The sequence below is a fragment of the Variovorax sp. 01T432 genome (assembly GCF_056398605.1).
In genome coordinates this window covers 86523-103737 of record NZ_JBFTPS010000001.1, presented here as the reverse complement: position 1 = coordinate 103737, position 17215 = coordinate 86523, and the positions used below count along the sequence as shown (strand labels likewise).

11 protein-coding genes are annotated in these 17215 nt (G+C 63.7%); all 11 read right to left on the bottom strand.

The features are described from left to right. Positions 1 to 14: 14 nt before the first annotated feature. The 11 genes from AC1DNF_RS00490 to AC1DNF_RS00440 all read right to left on the bottom strand — a co-directional run bounded on the left by AC1DNF_RS00490 (position 15) and on the right by AC1DNF_RS00440 (position 17166). Positions 15 to 911, bottom strand: coding sequence for a DMT family transporter (locus AC1DNF_RS00490; protein ID WP_478146562.1), 897 nt, complete (start codon positions 909 to 911; stop codon positions 15 to 17). Positions 912 to 1288: 377 nt separating this feature from the next. Next, positions 1289 to 3469 (bottom strand): 3-hydroxyacyl-CoA dehydrogenase NAD-binding domain-containing protein, encoded by a 2181-nt coding sequence (locus AC1DNF_RS00485; protein WP_478146561.1) that lies wholly within the window; start codon positions 3467 to 3469, stop codon positions 1289 to 1291. A gap of 27 nt (positions 3470 to 3496) precedes the next feature. Then, positions 3497 to 4708: an acetyl-CoA C-acetyltransferase gene (locus AC1DNF_RS00480; protein WP_478146560.1), complete on the bottom strand. Its 1212-nt coding sequence runs from the start codon at positions 4706 to 4708 to the stop codon at positions 3497 to 3499. 42 nt (positions 4709 to 4750) lie between these two features. After that, positions 4751 to 6307 (bottom strand): acyl-CoA synthetase, encoded by a 1557-nt coding sequence (locus AC1DNF_RS00475; RefSeq protein WP_478146559.1) that lies wholly within the window; start codon positions 6305 to 6307, stop codon positions 4751 to 4753. Next, positions 6304 to 8727, bottom strand: a complete 2424-nt coding sequence (locus AC1DNF_RS00470; RefSeq protein ID WP_478146558.1) for an efflux RND transporter permease subunit — start codon at positions 8725 to 8727, stop codon at positions 6304 to 6306. Before AC1DNF_RS00470 ends, AC1DNF_RS00475 begins: the two co-directional genes overlap by 4 nt. Before the next feature lie 33 nt (positions 8728 to 8760). Continuing rightward, the gene (locus tag AC1DNF_RS00465; protein WP_478146557.1) at positions 8761 to 9921 is read right to left on the bottom strand and encodes a WD40/YVTN/BNR-like repeat-containing protein; all 1161 of its coding nucleotides are present in this window, start codon (positions 9919 to 9921) and stop codon (positions 8761 to 8763) included. Between the two features lie 12 nt (positions 9922 to 9933). Further along, the gene (locus AC1DNF_RS00460; RefSeq protein WP_478146556.1) at positions 9934 to 11298 is read right to left on the bottom strand and encodes a DUF1329 domain-containing protein; all 1365 of its coding nucleotides are present in this window, start codon (positions 11296 to 11298) and stop codon (positions 9934 to 9936) included. Positions 11299 to 11316: 18 nt separating this feature from the next. Further along, positions 11317 to 13113, bottom strand: a complete 1797-nt coding sequence (locus AC1DNF_RS00455) for a DUF1302 domain-containing protein (protein WP_478146555.1) — start codon at positions 13111 to 13113, stop codon at positions 11317 to 11319. A 137-nt stretch (positions 13114 to 13250) separates the two neighbouring features. Continuing rightward, complete coding sequence (locus AC1DNF_RS00450) at positions 13251 to 14555, bottom strand: cytochrome P450 (RefSeq protein WP_478146554.1); 1305 nt, start codon at positions 14553 to 14555, stop codon at positions 13251 to 13253. 34 nt (positions 14556 to 14589) lie between these two features. Next, complete coding sequence (locus tag AC1DNF_RS00445) at positions 14590 to 16026, bottom strand: aldehyde dehydrogenase family protein (RefSeq protein ID WP_478146553.1); 1437 nt, start codon at positions 16024 to 16026, stop codon at positions 14590 to 14592. A 27-nt stretch (positions 16027 to 16053) separates the two neighbouring features. Then, complete coding sequence (locus tag AC1DNF_RS00440) at positions 16054 to 17166, bottom strand: NAD(P)-dependent alcohol dehydrogenase (protein WP_478146552.1); 1113 nt, start codon at positions 17164 to 17166, stop codon at positions 16054 to 16056. Positions 17167 to 17215: the final 49 nt, after the last annotated feature.

The following is a 17215-nucleotide window of genomic DNA, read 5'->3' as shown; positions in this document are numbered from 1 at the left end:
GAGCTGCGCCACGATCAGGCTTCCACGGGTTCCATCTTCATGCGCGTCTCGCGCACCGTGAGCCAGCCGCCCGCCGCGCCGCAGAGCGCGATCAACACGATGCCAGCCAGAGTCCACTGGTCCGGCACGTGCGAGAACACGACGACGCCCGCGAGCATCGCGAAGGCGATCTGCGAGTAGAGATAAGGCGTGAGCGTGGCCGCCGGCGCGCGCTGGTAGGCGAGGATCAGCATGAAGTGGCCGATTGTCGCGGCGAAGCCCATGAAGCCCAGCAGCAGCCAGGTCCACGGATTGGCGATCCAGGTCCACACGAAGGGCAGCGCGAAGCTCGCGCCGATCGTGCCGACCCAGCCGCTCCATAGCTGCATCGTCACCGGGTCTTCGGTGCGCGCCAGGCGGCTCGTGAGCACTTGGAACCACGCGTTCGTGACCACAATGCCGAGCGGCATCAGGCTCGCCCATTGGAACGCTTCGGCGCCGGGGCGGATGATAACGAGCGATCCGACGAAGCCGCCGGTGACCAGCACCCAGCTCAGCGGCGAGACATGTTCCTTCAACACCGTCGCGGCGAGCACCGTGACGGCCAGCGGCGTGATCATCACGATGGCCGTGTACTCGCCGACCGGCATGTACTTCAGGCTCGAGAATGCGATCAGGGTGCTCGCGAGCTGCAGCAGGCCGCGCAAGACCTGGAAGCCCGGATGCATGGTGCGCAGCACGGCCAGGCCGCGCCGCGGCAGCACGGTGGCTGCCGTCGCGAAGGCTTGGAAAGCGTAGCGGAACCACAGCGCCATCAGCAGCGGCACGGTGGCGCTGATGTTGACGTACTTGATCGTCGTGTCGAGCGCGGAGAAGCACGCGCACGCGGTGACGACCAGCGCGATGCCCGCCAGCGCGTGGGCCGGCCACATCACTGGATGCGGTCCGCCGGCAATCCCCACAACGGCATGAGTTCTCCCGGCAGATGGGGCAGCGTCCCGGGCGCCACGTCGAGCGCACCAGCGAATCAACGCAGGGGCGGCATGTGCCACACGTACCAGCCTAGGAGGACGGCGCCGGCCCAGGGCCGCTGCCAGCAGTGCCGCACAGCCGAGGCGGTCGGCCCAATCAAGCAGTCCGTGGCGCGCCGCGCGCCTGGTGTGCGTTTCGGGGTGCTTCTTCACGCCGGCCAGGACGCCGGAATCCGCCTCGGTACCGCCACCGTGTGAAAGCAGAACGGGCGAAAAGCCAGCGTCCTGGTTGCATGAGGATCTCGATCGGTTGCCGATACGCCGTGCTCGCATTTGAACTACGCGGGAGCCGAGAGCCTTTGAGGTGTCAGCGGCGCGTGAAAGCGGCTGTTGTCGAGGGCTCGCTGCTTGAGCCAGCCAGACGGCGCATACCGCACGCCGTACTGCTCGGCCATCTGTTGCGCCTCGTCGACGAAGTGCTGCAAGCCCACCGTTTCGATATAGGACAGCACGCCCCCCGTCCATGCCGGGTAGCCTATGCCGAAGATCGAGCCGACGTCCGCATCGCCCGGGTCGGTGATGACGCCCTCTTCCATGCAACGTGCGGCCTCCAGGGCCTGAATCGTCAGGAAACGGCGCTTGAGCTCCTCCACCTCGGGCTGCACGCTGGCCGGTGGGCAGACTTCGGCTAGTCCTGGCCACAGAAACTTCTTGCCGTCCTTTGGGTATTCGTAGAAGCCCGCACCCGCCGCCTTGCCCTTTCGACCCAGATCGTTGACCATCTTGCGCGTCAATTCGATCGACAACGCCGGCTCGTGCACAGGCTTGATGCCGTCGGCGAGCCACTGGTCGTACACCTTCAGCCCAATCTCCAGCGACACTTCGTCGATCACGGCCAACGGACCGACCGGGAAACCCGCCTGGCGCGCCGCGTTCTCGATCAACGCCGGCTGCACGCCCTCTTGCAGCATCGCCATGCCCTCCTTGACGAAGGTGCCGAACGTCCGGCTGGTAAAAAAGCCGCGGCTGTCATTGACCACGATGGGCGTCTTGCGCAGCTGCTCGGCCAGATCCAGCGCACGGGCCAGCGTTGCCTGGCTGGTCTTGGCGCCGACGATGATCTCCAATAGCGGCATGCGCTCGACCGGCGAAAAGAAGTGCACGCCGATGAAGTCCTGTGGGCGATCGAAGGCTTCGGCCAGGCCGGTGATCGGCAAGGTCGAGGTATTGCTGCCGAACACCGCGTCTTTGGGCAGGGCCGCGGCCGCCTTGCGTGTCACGTCAGCCTTGACGTCGCGATTCTCGAACACCGCCTCGATCACGAACTGGCAATCGGAGAGGTCGGCGTACTCGACCGTGGGCTTGATCCGGGCCAGCAGCGCGTCCGCTTTTTCCACGGTGGACTTGCCGCGCGCGATGGCCTTGTCGAGCAAATTGCGCGAATACTGTTTGCCGCGTTCGGCCTGCTCCTGCGTGGCATCGAGCAGCACCACCTCGATACCCACGGCAGCCGCAGAGTAGGCGACACCCGCTCCCATCATGCCGGCGCCCAGCACGCCGAGCTTGCGCACGCGTGCCTTCGGCACACCGGCCGGACGGTTGGCGAGCTTGTCGGCCCGCCCCTTGTTCACGAACATGGTGCGCATCAGGTTGCGCGCCACCGGGCCGGACAGCAACTGTCCGAAGTACTTGCGCTCGATGCGCAGACCCAGGTCGATCGGCACCTGGGTGCCCTCGTAGACAGCCGACAGAATGGCCAACGGCGCGGGCATGTTGCGCTGGGTCTTCTGTGCCAGCAAGGTGGTGCCGGCGGTGAAGGTGCGGCCCGCATGGCCAGCTGCCGGGCCCGCCCCTCCGGGGATACGGAAACCTTTGGCATCCCAGGGCTGGACTGCCGATGGGCTGCCGAGCAGCCACGCGCGCGCGGCCTCAATCAGCTTCTCAGGTGCCACGACGGCGTGCACGATGCCCAGTTGCAATGCCTCGGCAGGACGCAGATGCTGCCCGCCAAGCAGCGGCCCCAGGGCCTTCTCGATGCCGATCAGCCGCGGCAGCCGCTGCGTGCCACCGCCGGCCGGCAACAGCCCGAGGCCGACCTCCGGCAAGCCGACCACCGCCTTGTGGCTGTCGGCCAGCACCCGGTAGTGACAGGCCAGCGCCAGTTCCAGGCCACCGCCGAGTGCCACGCCTTTGATGGCCGCCGCGAACGGCTTGCCGCAGGTCTCCAGACGGCGCAGCGTCTGGCCCATCTGGTCGCCCAATCTGGCTGCGGCCACGGCATCGATGCCGCGTTCGAATAGATCGAGCATGCCGTTGATGTCCCCGCCAGCCACGAAGCCATCGGCCTTGCCGGAGGTGAGGATCGCGCCGCGGATCGCACTCGTGTCGGCTACCTGTTCAATGGCGGCGGCCAGATCCACCGTCAGTTGCGGCGTGAGGACGTTCATCGAACGGCCAGGAAGGTCGATGGCGATCGTGGCAATGCCGTCGCTGCCCGTCGTCAGTGTCAAGGTCTGCATAGGAGGTTCCAATGGTGTTCTGGCGCGTCAGACACGCTCGATGATGGTCGCCGTGGCTTGGCCAGCGGCAGCGCACAAGGTGATGAGCGCCGTGTTGAGGTTGCGCCGCTCGAGTTCATCGAGCACGGTGCCGACCAGCATCGCACCGGTCGCGCCCAGCGGATGGCCCATTGCGATGGCGCCGCCGTTGACGTTGACACGGTCGGGGTCGAGCTCCAGCGCGCGCATGAAGCGCAACACCACGGAAGCGAAGGCTTCGTTGATTTCGAACAGATCGATGTCGCGCACGCTCATGCCGGCCAGGCGCAGGGCCTTCTCGCTCGCTGCCGCCGGACCGGTCAGCATGACGAAGGGCTCGCTGCCCACCACCGCATAGCTGCGGATGCGTGCCCTGGGCTTGAGTTGGGCGGCATGGCCGAACCCGGCCGAGCCGACGAGGACGGCCGACGCGCCATCGACGATCCCGCTGGACGTCCCGGCGGTGTGCAGGTGCTGAACTCTTTCCAGATGCGGATAGCGCTGCAGCGCAACTGCGTCGAAGCCGCCCTGCTCGCCGACCATGTCGAATGCGGGCTTCAGGCTGGCCAGGCTTTCCATCGTCGTGCCAGGACGCGGGTACTCGTCGCGCGCCAATACGACTTCGCCGAGGATGTCCTTGACGGGCACGATCGCCCCGCTGAAGCGGCCTTCCGCAATCGCCTGCGCGCAACGCTGCTGGCTTTGCAGACCGAAGGCGTCGAGCGCCTCGCGGCTGTAGCCGTCGAGCGTGGCCAGCAGGTCGGCCGACACGCCGGTGGGTGAGAAGTAGGTCGTCCAGATGACCTGCGGATCGTTGCACCAGGCGCCTCCGCCGCCCAGCGGCGCGACGCGGGACATCGACTCCACGCCGCCGGCCACGATGGCCTGCACCTGCCCGCTCGTCACTTGTGCGGCAGCCAGGTTGATCGCCTCCAGGCCCGAGGCGCAGTAGCGGTCGATCTGGATACCAGGCACATGCTGGCCATATCCGGCCACGAGCGCGGCGGTGCGGGCGATATCAGCGCCCTGTTCGCTGAACGGAGTCGTACAGCCGAGGATCACGTCCTCTATCAATTCGGTCGCTACCGCGCTTCGGTCGCGGATCGCGGCCAGCATCTGCGCTGCCAGTTGTACCGGCGTGATCTCGTGCAGGGCGCCGTCGCTGCGTCCCTTGCCGCGCGGTGTGCGCACGTGGTCGAAAATAAAGGCACTTGGAGTCATGTTGATTGCTGTGACCGCTGTCGCGGCAGAGTAAGTTGGCTGTCAAGTCGCCGACACGATGGCGAAATATTGTTCTCTCAACTTTCGGCGCAGCAGCTTGCCGGTCGCCGTGCGTGGCAAGGCAGCGAACTCCACCCGCCGCGGGCATTTGAAGTGGGCTATCTTGTTGCGGCTGAATTCAATCAGTTCGGCGGCCAGAGCCGGGCTGGGTTTCATGCCGGCTTTCAATTCGACCACCGCCAGGACGTCCTGACCGAACTCGGCGCTCGGCACGCCGATAACGGCGACGTCGAGCACGTCCGGGTGCATCAAGAGCGCCTCTTCAGTTTCGCGCGGATAAATGTTGACCCCGCCCGACAGGATCAGGTCCGTGCGCCTGTCGGCGATATAGACGAAGCCGTCCTGGTCGACATAGCCGAAGTCTCCCAGCGTGCTGTAGCCCTGCTTGCTGAAGGCGCTGCGCGACTTTTCGGGATCGTTGTGGTACTCGAAGGACGGCGTACCGCTGAAGTAGATCATGCCGATCTCGCCGGTCGGCAGTTCCTCGCCATCTTCGCCAAGGATATGCACCTTGCCGAACACCGCGCGCCCCACGGTACCCGGATGCGCGAGCCAATCCTGCGAATCGACGGCGCACATGCCATTGTTTTCGCTGCCTGCGTAGTACTCGTACACGATGGGGCCGAACCAATCGATCATGCGCCGCTTGATATCCACCGAGCAAGGCGCAGCCGCATGCACGGCACGGCGCAGGCTGGAAAGGTCGTGGCCCTGCCGCTGTTCCTGCGGCAAATTGAGCATGCGCACGAACATGGTCGGCACAAAGTGGGCGTGCGTCGCTTTGTACCGGTCAATCAGCTGCAGGGTCTGCAGAGCGTCGAACGACTCCGTCAGAACGACGGTGCCGCCTTGCCGCAGCGTTCCCATCGACCAGCCGAGTGGAGCCGCGTGGTACAGCGGCGAGACAGACAACAACACGGCGTCCGAACCGACGCCGTGAAACACGCGTAGCATGCCATCGGCGACGGTTGGCGTTCCCCACGGCTGGCAAAGTGCCGGGCGCTTGATGCCCTTCGGCCGCCCTGTGGTGCCGGAGGAGTAGGACATGACCTGGCCTTCGCACTCGTCCAGCGGCGCGCCCGCGATGTCAGCGCTGAACACGCCCTCGAGCGACGCAAATGCGCCGCAAGCCGGACCATCGACCAGGCGTACCCGCAGCCGGTCGATCTTGGCGACCACCGCTTCGCCCAGTTCGGCTTCGGCGGACGAGATGATCAGCGCCTTGGCGCCACAGTCATCGACAATGTACGTGACTTCGTCCGGAGACAGATGCCAGTTCACCGGCGTGTAAGTCAGCCCGGCGCGCTGGGCCGCCCAGCAAACCACCAGGTAATCGGGTCCGTTCCTCATCAGGATCGCGAGGTGATCGCCGCGCTCGAGGCCATTGCTGCGCAAGTGGTGCGCCAGCTTGTACGAACGGTCGTCCAGCATCGCATACGTGGTGACGGCACCCGTAGCGCCCATGACGATGGCGGGGTGCTGCGGGCGTTCCTGCGCATGGATGCTCAGGTGCAGCACTTCAGGTCCTGGCGTGTTCATGCCATCTCTCCAATCTTTGTTAACCGGCTCTCGCCGCTTGGCCGCTCCCGCATCAGCAAGCTGGCCAGGGCGGGCATCAAGGCGATCGCGCCGACCATGTTCCAGATGAACATGAACACCAGCAGCAGCCCCATGTCTGCCTGGAACTTGATCGCCGAGAACACCCAGGTCAGCACACCCAGTGCAAGCGTGATGCCAGTCAGCGCGACGGCGGCGCCGGTGGTCTTCAGCGTCTCGAAGTAGGCCTGCTTGAAAGTCAGTCCTTTGCGCAGGAAGGCCTCGATGCGGTTGTAGATGTAGATGCCGTAGTCGACGCCGATGCCCACGCCCAGCGCGATCACCGGCAGCGTGGCGACCTTCACGCCCAGCCCGAGCTGCGCCATGATCGCCTCGCACAGTGCCGAGGTCACATACAAGGGGATCATGATCGCCAGCGCCACGCGCCAGGACGCAAACTCCCACCACATGAGCAACCCCACGATGGCATAGACCAGAACGACCATCAGCCACTCGGTTCGCTCGATCACGTCGTTGGTCGCTGCCTCGATGCCCGCATTTCCCGCCGCCAGCAGAAATTGCACCTTGTCGTCGTCGTTCGCTTGCGCGAACTGCATGACCGTCTGTGTCACGCCCTTGAGCGTTTGCGCCTTGTGGTCGGACAAAAACACGACCAGCGGCAGCATCGAACAGTTGCTGTTGTAGAACTCGCTCGAGATCGTCTTGAATGCCGAATTCGCGACAAAGCGATTGCGCGAGAGTCCGTACCACTTCAGGTCGCCGCCGTTCGAGCCCACGATGTAGTTCTTCATCTCATCGAATAGCGAAAACGTCGACTCGACACCGGCCGTGTCCTGCAACGCCCATTTCAAGCGCTCGACGGCCGCGCCGGTTGCGTAGGCGCCGCACTCGCCCGGCGGAGTCTTCACGATCACCACGAAGACGTCCGGGCTTGCGGAATAGTGGGCCGCGATGAAGTCGTTGTCGATGTTGTAGCGCGAGTCCTTGCGCAGCTCGGGTGCACCGCGGTCGAGGTCGCCTATCTGCAGGTCGCGCTTCAGATAGAACGCACCGCCGAGCACCAGTGCAGTAATGACCAGGGACAGCGCGGCCGGTTTAGGGCTGGCCAGCATCGACATCAGTCCGGCCACGCGGTGTGCGCTCGTCGCCTTCTTCTGCTGGTGGCGCAGGCAGGCCGGTGTCACGCGGACAAAGGACATCAGTACCGGCAGAAGAAACATCTTTGTGAAGATGATCACTCCGACGCCAACGCTGGCACTGATCGCCAGTTCCCGAATGACCTGGATGTCCAACACCAGCATGGCCGAGAAGCCGACAGCGTCGCACAGCAATGCAATCGTGCCGGGTACGAAGAGCATTCGAAAGGTCCGCCTGGCGGCCTCCATGCGGTCTATACCCGCCGCCTGGTCGGCGGCTACCGTGTTGATGTTCTGGACCGCATGGCTGACGCCGATGGCGAAAGTGAGAAATGGCACCAGCATCGAATATGGGTCGAGTCCGAAGCCGAACAGCCGCACGGTTCCCAACTGCCATAGCACCGCCAGCAGGCAGCAGAAGACAGTCACCGCTGTACTCTTCCAGCACCGCGAATAGGCCCATAGCAGCAGCGAGGTCAGCAGCACCGTGAGACCGAAGAACCCGWTGATGTCGCGGCCCCCTTCGATCAAATCGCCGATGATTTTCGCAAAGCCGGTGATATGAATCGTGATATCGCCGTGCTGGTACTTGTCACGCACCGTGCGCTCGAGCTGCTCGGAGAACTGGCCGTAGTCCAGCTTGCGTCCGGTCTGCGGGTCATTTTCGAGCAAGGGCACCAGCACGATGCTCGATTGGTGGTCCGCGGCGACCAGGCTGCCGATGCTGCCGGAACGGCGCACATTCAGACGCACCGCGTCCAACTCCTTGGGCGAACCGCCGAAACCCTGGGGCAACACCTGGCCGGCCGCGAAGCCCTCCTCGGTCACCTCGTGCCACAGTACATTGGGTGTCCACAGCGATTTCAGATTGGCACGGTCCACTCCGGGGATGAAGAACACCTCGTCCGTGATCTTCTTCAGCGTGTCCAGATACGCCTTGCTGTAGATGTCGCCGGTCTTGGTGGCCACCGCAATGCGAACGACGTTGCCTAACGGACGCAGCTCGTTCTCATAGTTCAGGTAGTTGGCGATCGAAGGATGGTGTTTGGGCACCATCTTCTCGAAGCTCGCGTCCACACGCAGGTTCGCCGCCGAATAGGCGAAGAGCGCCGATATCAGCGCGAACACCAGCATCGCCCACCGCCGGTGATTGAACAGGATGGGTTCCAGCCAGCGCGCCAGCGCCGCCAGCCCCTTTCCATGTTGTCGGGTGGAGCTGGGGCCGTCAGCTGCCCCAGAGGTAGAAGTATTGAATGAATGGGCCATCGACGTTGGCAGAACTGCTTTCGAATTCGCTATTCAAGGCTTGGCGGCAAGCGGCACGATCGTGACGCCCCCCAGCCCGGCCACTGCTGCACCAGAACCGTCAGCCCAGGCGGCAAGACCTGCCACGCGTGGTGCCGGGGCTTGACCCGCCGCCTGTACCGAGCGGCCCCCGTCGACGCTTCGCCAAAGGGTGCCGTCCTGGCCAAGCAGCAACAGCGCGGTCGAAGACAAGCGCTGCCCGGCCACCAAGGTCGCGCGCTTGTCGCCGGCGCTAACCGCAGTCCAATTCGCGCCACCGTTATCCGATCGGAAAATGCGGCCGGCAAACCCGAAGACGAGCAGCGTCGTAGCCTGGGGCTCTCCAAGATCCAGCACGCCATACAGCGGACCGTTGTAGCCGGTGTCCTGCACGCGCCACGATTCGCCACGATCGTCCGAGCGAAACAGCTTGCCGGACTCGGCCGCCACCAACAACGTTGCGGCGCCGCTGCCCTGGATGGCATTGAGGTGCAGCCCTTCGGAATTGGGAAGCCGGGCTCCCAGAAATTGCCATTCCCGCCCGCCATCCGTGGTGCGGAATATCTGGCCATACGAGCCGACCACATAGCCCTCGGTTTCACTGGAAAACCACAAGCCAAGCAGGGGCCTGGAAGGCCCGAAGCTGTTGCCGGCCTTGGCATCGTCCAGCGCGAACTCGGCCTGGTCCAACGCCTTTTGCGCGCCTTCCCTGGCTGATGCGCCGAGGGCTGCGTTCAACGCCGCGCGTGCGGCGTCGACGCGCTGACCGGCAGCCTTGCTGACCATCGCATTGGCCTGGCCCCCGTCGAACACGCGCTCCCAGCTCTGCCCGCCATCGCTGCTGCGCAGCACCACCCCATCGTGGCCAACCGCCCAGCCACTGTGTTGATTCACAAACTGCACCGCAGTCAAGGTCACCGACACCGGCACCCTCGCCTGCGTCCAGCTCTTGCCGCCGTCGTCCGAGTACAACGCGACGCCACGTTCACCGACCGACACCAGCCTGCGGCCCGCCGTGGTCACCGCGATCTGCAGGATACGGGCGGCATGAGGAGACACGCGGGCCGGCAGTTCCAGCAGATCGGGGTGCCTCTGACCTGTGAGGGCGCTGGTGCCAGCCGCTGCCAGCAGAACGCCCGCGACGAGCAGCCAGCACGGGAGTCGTCCGTATTCCATTGCCGCCCAGCCTCAATTGCTGCGCCGCAGACTGTCCGCGGTGAAGTACGAGCGCGGCTTGAAGTTGCCGAAGACCGGCGGCTTGTCTTCATTTTGCAGAAACTCGAAGAAATAGCGCCGTGCCTGGAGGTCATGCTGGACGGCCAGCGCGTACCAGGTGGTCGGCACGTCATAAAACTGCATCGCGTGGCCTTCGTGCACTCGCCACAGTCCGCCGCGAGCGTCGTATTTGTCTGCGTGCGCAATCTGCCAACTGTCTTCGTCGACATAGAACACGCGCTTTGCATAGATATGGCGGGCGCCTGGCTTGAGCGTGGCTTCCACAACCCAGACACGATGCTTCTCATAGCGAGGCAGTTCCTGATTCGGGACACCGGCTTTGATGACATCGGTGTACTTCAGCGCCTTGCTTGCCAAGTCGTAGTTGTTGTACGAAATCAACATCTCCTTCTTGCCGAGGAGCTTCCACTCATAGCGGTCCATGGCACCGTTGAACATCGCGGAGTCGTCGATCGTCGCCAGCCCGTCCACATTGAAGAACGGCGTATCGTAGCCAACGTCAGGCGCCCGCAGCACGCGACGTTGACCCGGGTTGTAAGTCCAGGCCTGTTGAGTGAACTTGGTGTGATCGATCGCGCCGATGACGATCGTCGCTTCGCCCGCTGAATTGGACGGACTGAGCGTTTGCTGCTTGAAGTAGTAGCCGTTGTTGGGCTCGGCATCGGGCATCTTGGCCGTGTAGTTGATTTCGTAGAGCCAGCGGACGGGCGTGAACGAGCCGTTGGTCTGAACCGCCCCGACCGACATGTTCGTCTGTATCGCATCCGCGATGTAGCGCATGACGTGGTTCTGGATCACCTCGGTGCCGTTTTTCGGAATCGGAAACGGCACGGTCGGCATTGCATTGACGTCCTGTACACCGAGACCGCCGTCAATGAGCTTGGCCTTCGCTGCGTCGCGCTGAATGGCCTCATAGTACGAAGATGGATATCCCGCGCTACGCCGGCTCGGGTAGACCTTCATCTTGTATTCCGGATAGCGCTTCAGCAGCTCCATCTGGCCTGGTGCCAGCAGCGCCTCGTATTGCGCGGCATTGGCTGCCGTGATGATGTACAGCGGCTTGTCGCCGGCATATGGGTTGACGTAGCCCTTGTTGCGGTCAAAGCCGGCCGGCGGTTTCGTCAAGCCGCCATCCCATGCGGGAATGGAACCGTCTGCATTGGCCTCCTTCTGCGCTCCCACGGGTGTCAACTCACGACCCAGTCTCTGCAATTCCTGGGGAGTGAGTTCCGCGCGCGCGCCCGCCGCGACCAGTGTCGTCACGACGAGTACTGCCAGTTGTCGGCCGATCGCGCTCCTGCTGCCCTTGCTTGCCATGTCTTGTCTCCTGAACTTCTAGAAATTGATGCCAGCCACGAGGGAGAAGAAATCCCGGTCGTGAAATTCGTCGTATTTGGCCCTGGCATAGCGCGCATAGCTGAAGTCAAGGTAATACTGGTTGCGATATTCGAAGCGAACACCTGGCGCCACTGTGACGCGGCCTTCGGAGAATAGTCCGTCGGCAGACCAGCCCTTGACGTCATACGACAAGAACAGGCGAGGCTTGATGTTGATGCCCGCGACGACATTCGGATAGCTCAACTCCATGAGAGCGCGCAAGCCCCATGCAGTAGATGTCGCGTAGCCCCGGTTCTCGCAATAGCTGGCGTTGGGATTCAGTGCGGCGCAAGGAATGCCGGCCACCGGGCCTGAGCCGTACACAAATGCGCGGCCGTAGCGGGTACTGGTGGCTGGGTCGCCGATACCTGACCACTTCTGGACCGCGGCTTCGCCGATGAAGGTCAGATTCTCGGCACCCAAGACGCGCGGGAACAGCTGCAATGCGGAGATCTGGGCCTGGGTCTTGGACTTGCGGTCGAAGCCCGCAAGGTACTGACCCTGCGGTGCGGCCGCAAGGTGGCCAACCGGACCGATGCCAGCCACCACGCCGTTCAGCAAGTCCGTGCCATTGATTTGTACCGGCAAGTCGCGGGTGCGGCTGACCTCACCGAACACCGACCAGCCGCCCAGCAGGGTCGAGGCACTGAGGCCGAGCACCTTGATTTTCTCGGCGCTGTAATCGAGCTGCGACTGCATTGCGCGCGATGCCCCAGGGATCGTCTGCGACCAGATCGAGCCGGGGATGGTCGTCGGCACCAGCACTGCACTGAGATTGGGAAGACGCGCGTTGTATTGCGCGTGGTAGAGACCGAAGTCGGTGTCGATCGCTGCCGCGCGGTACCGCCCCGCCAAGCCGAACTGACCGCTGTTGCCCGGCTTGCGATCCGGTTGCAGCGACATCTGCATATTGGCCCCGCCTAGCGCCGCGATGCCATTGAACATCTGTTGATCGGAAAACGGCCCGGCGCCGACCAGGGTGCCGCTGTTCGAGCAATTGACAATGTTGGCAGCCGACCAATAGGTACCGCACCCGTCCAGCACGTCCTTGCGCCAGCGGAATTGGTAGAAGCCCTCAACGCTCAAGCTGTCCGTCAGGGACAGGCTGGCGAAGGCCTGCGGCACGGGCAGCAAGATCTCCTTGACCTGCGCGCCAGGTCGATGGGCCGCCGTGATGTCGAAAGCCCCGAACTGGTTGATCCCGGGAACGAACAAGCTCTCGCCCCAGTTCACCACCTGGTTTCCGAGGCGAACCGTCAATGTCCGCTGGCCCGGCAGCTCGAACGTGTTGTATGCGTAGGCATCAAGCAGGGCCACACCAGAAAACTTCGAGAGGGAATCAAAGTCGCGGTCTTCGAGCCGGGCACCGGGCACGTAGCCGTTCGCATAGCTGCCATGGGGTACACCCTTATTCGAAAGCGTGTAGTCGTACCAACCTTTGGCGCGGGCGAAGAACCCCAGCTTGTTCTTGCTGACATCGACCTCGCCGAGAACGTTGGCGACCGTCGAAAAGGGCTTGTTCTTTCCAAAGTTGAGGTTGCCGTTGTCATTCTGAATTCCCGACAGGCCCCCGTTGCCGAGCGCAATCAGGCTTGGGTCGGCCGCTCTCGCGCGCCAACTGGTACCGAGCGATGCGCCCAGCGACCAGCGCACGTCCGTCCCATCCTCCGTCTGAAAGTTCCCCGCCTGCGCGCCGCAGCAGAGGCTTGCGGCCGCAGCTATCAGGCTCGCTCGCCAGAGTCTCCTGTTGTTCATCGTTGCGTTCCTAGACTTGTTGATGTGAAGGCCAGTCGGAAGGGCAGCGCCTGCAGGCGCGCCCAGTACGCCGGGATTCTGTTTGGACAGAGGACACAGGACACTCGCCACAAATGACGATTTGCCCGTGTCTTGCGTCAGGACATGCGAAAGCGAATCGGCAACCGCTTCGGCCCGTTGACGAAGTTGGACGCGGTCAGCACGATCGGGCTAGTGAGCTCCACCGATTCCAGTCTTGGAATCAGTTCCTCGAACAGGCGCCGCATTTCCATCCGGGCCAAATGTTGGCCCAGGCAGACGTGGGCACCGTAGCCGAACGCGATATGACGATTGGGTTTTCGATCGATCAGGAAATCGAAAGGCCGATCGAATACGTCCTCGTCGCGGTTGCCGGAGGCATAGCACAGCATCAGCCAGTCACCCTTGGCGATCTTGCGGCCTCTCAGTTCGGTATCCGCCGTCGCCGTGCGCATGAAGTGGCGCACGGGCGTTCCCCAGCGGATGGCTTCCTCTACCAATCCGGGGATCAATGCCGGCTCGGCCTTGAGCCGCGGTAGCAGTTCGGGGTACTGCGCCAGGGCCCACATCGCGGTGGCCGTGGAGGACGAGGTGGTGTCGTGGCCTGCCGTCGCGATGATCAGGTAGTAGCTCGAACGCACCCCATCGGAAAGCGGTGCGCCATCGATCTCGGCGTTAGCCAGCAAGGTCGCAATATCATTGCGCGGGTTCTTCAAGCGGTCCGCCGTGATGGCGGCAAAGTACCGTTCGAAGTCGGCAATCACCGCGCCCAACTGGTTCGCTCGAGCGACCGGATCGATCGCGGCGGCCTGGTCGCGGCTCAACTCCGGGTCCTGTGGGGAAAAGATTTCCTGCGTCAGCTTGAGCATCAGCGGCTCGTCCTCCGGCGGCACACCGAGGATGTCCATCACCACATGGAGCGGGTAGTGGAGCGCGACGTCGGCAACGAAGTCGCATTCACCTCCCTTGGCGTGCATCTTGTCGACGGAAGCCTTGGCGATTTCACGGATACGGCTTTCCAGCTTCAAGATGCTGTTCGGCGTGAACCACTCCTGGGTGATGCCCCGTAGCTTACGATGCTGGGGCTCGTCCAGATTGACGAGCGTGTCGGTGGGATTGGGCTTTCCCGTCATCGCGATGAACTGGTCGACCGTGGCTTTCGGGAAGACGAGGGCCGATCGATCGCTGTTGCGAAACGTCTGGTTGTCGCGGCCGACGTGAGTGATGTCAGCGTGCTTGGTAACGACCCAAAACGGATCGAATCCCTCGATGCGTGCAATCCCGAGCGGATTGATGCCACGCGCCCATGTATAGACCGCATGGATCCTCTCCGGGTCGGCATGCGCCTTCGGGTCCACCAGGGTTTGTGCGATATACGGGGGTAGGTCAGTCTCCGTCATCGATGCGGGCAATGTGTTCGACATCGTTGTTGTCTCCTGTGTTGCTAATGACAGGACCTCAGGCCCCGGTACCGGTGGACTTGCGGACCACCATTGTTTGCGCAGCGGTATATTCGAGCAGGCCCTCGACGCCGTTCTCCGTGCCGATGCCGGACTGCTTGTGACCGGCGAAGGCCGTGGCCGGACTCAGGTAACCCGCTTCGTTGATCCACACCGTGCCGGCCTCCAGCCGCTCGGCCACCGCCTGGGCCTTGGCCACATCCGCCGACCAGACCGATGCGCCCAATGCATAGGGAGAGTTGTTCGCCCTCGTAACGGCTTCGTCGAGATCGTTGAACTTGAGCAGAGAGCGCACCGGCCCGAACACTTCTTCGCGAACGATGCGGGCATCGTCCGGGGGGTTGTCCACGAGGGTCGGCGGCACGAAATAGCCTTTGCCCTTGGGCGCCTCCCCGCCGGTCAGGAAACGCAGGCCCTGCGCTCGCGCGTCATCAAGCAGGCTGAGCAGCCGCTCGAACTGCTTGCGGTTTTGAACCGGCCCGAGCTGGGTGCCCTCCTCCAATCCGTTGCCGACCTTCACCGAACGTGCGATGTCAACCATGGCATTTGCCATGGCGGCATAGATATCGCGGTGTACGTAGATTCGTTTGATCGCGATGCACGTCTGCCCGTTGTTGATGAAGGACGACCAGAACAGCTGCTGCGCAACGGTCTTGACATCGACGTCGGGCAGCACGATCGCCGGATCGTTGCCGCCGAGTTCGAGCGTCACCCGCTTGAGCGTGGCGGACGCGCTTTCCATCACGCGGCGGCCGGTCTCGGTGGAACCGGTAAACGAAACCTTGTCGATGTCCGGATGCGCGGTCACCAGGGGGCCGAGCGCGTCGCCACCCGAAATGACGTTCAGCACACCCGGCGGCAGCAACTCACGCGCCAGCTCGCCAATCTTCAGCACCGTGAGTGGCGTGTACGGCGAGGGCTTCAGCAGCACAGTGTTGCCCGCCAGCAGCGCGGGCAACACTTTCCAATAGGCGAGCAGCACCGGGAAGTTCCACGGCGACAGCGCGGCCACCACGCCCAACGGAACGCGCCGCGTCTCGCTGCGACGCTCGGCGCTGTTCTCGGTCACCACCACCGGCAGATCCAGACCGGCTTGCGCTTGCAGCCAATGCACGCAGGCGCCGAGCTCGTATCGCGCATCGACAAGCGGCTTGCCCTGTTCGCGGCTCAGCAGCTGCGCCAAAGGTTCAATGTGCTGCTGCAACACGACGGGCAGCGTCGCCAGATGTTCGCGCCGCTGCTGGACCGAGAGCGCGCGCCAGGCACCGAAAGCATGGCGCGCCGCGGCCACGGCCTGGTCCAATTGCACCGCCGAACAGTCGGGCGCCTGTGCGACGACGTCCTCGGTGGCCGGGTCGATCACCGGCATCACCCTTGCCCCGGCAACGCTTTGGCCGCCGATGGTCATCGTGAATTGAGAGTCAAGAATCGTCATTGCCGCTTCCAATAAATCCGGGTTTGTTCAGGGGAGCAAAACCGGTTTGACACACAGGCCTTCGTGCTGGTCGCTCACCGCCTGGTTGATGTCGGCCAGCGGATAGGTCTTGACCAGCTTGTCGAAAGGGAAGCGGCCTTCCAGGTACAGCGCCATCAATTGCGGGATGAAGACATCGGGATCGCTGTCGCCTTCGATGATTCCGCGAAAGGTGAAGCCCGCCTGCATGGCGCCGGTGAGGGTGCCGGGCAGCTTGAGGTCCATTGCCGCCAAGGGCGGCACGCCGACAAAGCCAAAGGTGCCGCGCGGCGCAAGGAAACTCACCACTGACTCCACCACCGCCGGCAGTCCGGTGGTGTCGAACGCGTAGTCCGTGCCAGCCGGCACGATCGCGCGTACGGCCTGCGCGACATCTGCGGCCTTGGGATCGATCGTGTGGGTCGCACCCAGACTCATTGCGAGCTCGCGCCGCACCGCGTGCGGTTCGACCACGACGATTTGCTTGCAGCCCTGCAGCACCGCCGCCATGACCGCACTCAGACCGACCGCGCCACCGCCGAGCACGACGATTGACGAACCCGGCTTGCAGCCCATCGAGCGCATGACGGCGCCCGCACCCGTCTGAACACCGCAGCCAAGCGTGCCTGCGATCTCCAACGGCACGCCCTCAGGCACCTTCACCAGGTTGCGTTCATAGGCGAGCGCGTAGGACGCAAACGACGATTGGCCGAAGAAAGTGCCGGAAACAGCATTATTCGAGGCGGCCTCCCTTAGCGTCTTCGAACCGTCGGCACGCGCGCCAAGGTAGTTCAGCATCGGCATCGTGTGGCAATAGGCCGGCGCGTGCTCGTCGCAACTGGGACAGTGCCCGCAGGACAAGAAGGTCATGGCAACACGGTCGCCCGGCTTGACCTTCGTCACGCCGCTGCCCACCCGCTCAACAATGCCCGCGCCCTCATGGCCGAACACCGCGGGAAGCGACATCGGAAACGCACCCGCCTGAGCGACAAGGTCCGTGTGGCACAAGCCGACACCCGTGATGCGAACGAGGACCTCGTCGGCTCGCGGCCCGTCGAGCTCGAGTGGCTCAATTGAAAATGGCGCCATGGGTGCCCGCACGACGGCTGCTTGAATCTTCATTGAGTCTCCTGTGATCGGTATCTGCGCGCTATCCATTGCCAGCACGCGC

What these genes read in the sequence shown, in the direction of transcription:
- AC1DNF_RS00490 (WP_478146562.1), bottom strand. Translation starts at nt 911, where the DNA reads ATGTGGCCGGCCCACGCGCTGGCGGGCATCGCGCTGGTCGTCACCGCG.
- AC1DNF_RS00485 (WP_478146561.1), bottom strand. Translation starts at nt 3,469, where the DNA reads ATGCAGACCTTGACACTGACGACGGGCAGCGACGGCATTGCCACGATC.
- AC1DNF_RS00480 (WP_478146560.1), bottom strand. Translation starts at nt 4,708, where the DNA reads ATGACTCCAAGTGCCTTTATTTTCGACCACGTGCGCACACCGCGCGGC.
- AC1DNF_RS00475 (WP_478146559.1), bottom strand. Translation starts at nt 6,307, where the DNA reads ATGAACACGCCAGGACCTGAAGTGCTGCACCTGAGCATCCATGCGCAG.
- AC1DNF_RS00465 (WP_478146557.1), bottom strand. Translation starts at nt 9,921, where the DNA reads ATGGAATACGGACGACTCCCGTGCTGGCTGCTCGTCGCGGGCGTTCTG.
- AC1DNF_RS00460 (WP_478146556.1), bottom strand. Translation starts at nt 11,298, where the DNA reads ATGGCAAGCAAGGGCAGCAGGAGCGCGATCGGCCGACAACTGGCAGTA.
- AC1DNF_RS00455 (WP_478146555.1), bottom strand. Translation starts at nt 13,113, where the DNA reads ATGAACAACAGGAGACTCTGGCGAGCGAGCCTGATAGCTGCGGCCGCA.
- AC1DNF_RS00450 (WP_478146554.1), bottom strand. Translation starts at nt 14,555, where the DNA reads ATGTCGAACACATTGCCCGCATCGATGACGGAGACTGACCTACCCCCG.
- AC1DNF_RS00445 (WP_478146553.1), bottom strand. Translation starts at nt 16,026, where the DNA reads ATGACGATTCTTGACTCTCAATTCACGATGACCATCGGCGGCCAAAGC.
- AC1DNF_RS00440 (WP_478146552.1), bottom strand. Translation starts at nt 17,166, where the DNA reads ATGAAGATTCAAGCAGCCGTCGTGCGGGCACCCATGGCGCCATTTTCA.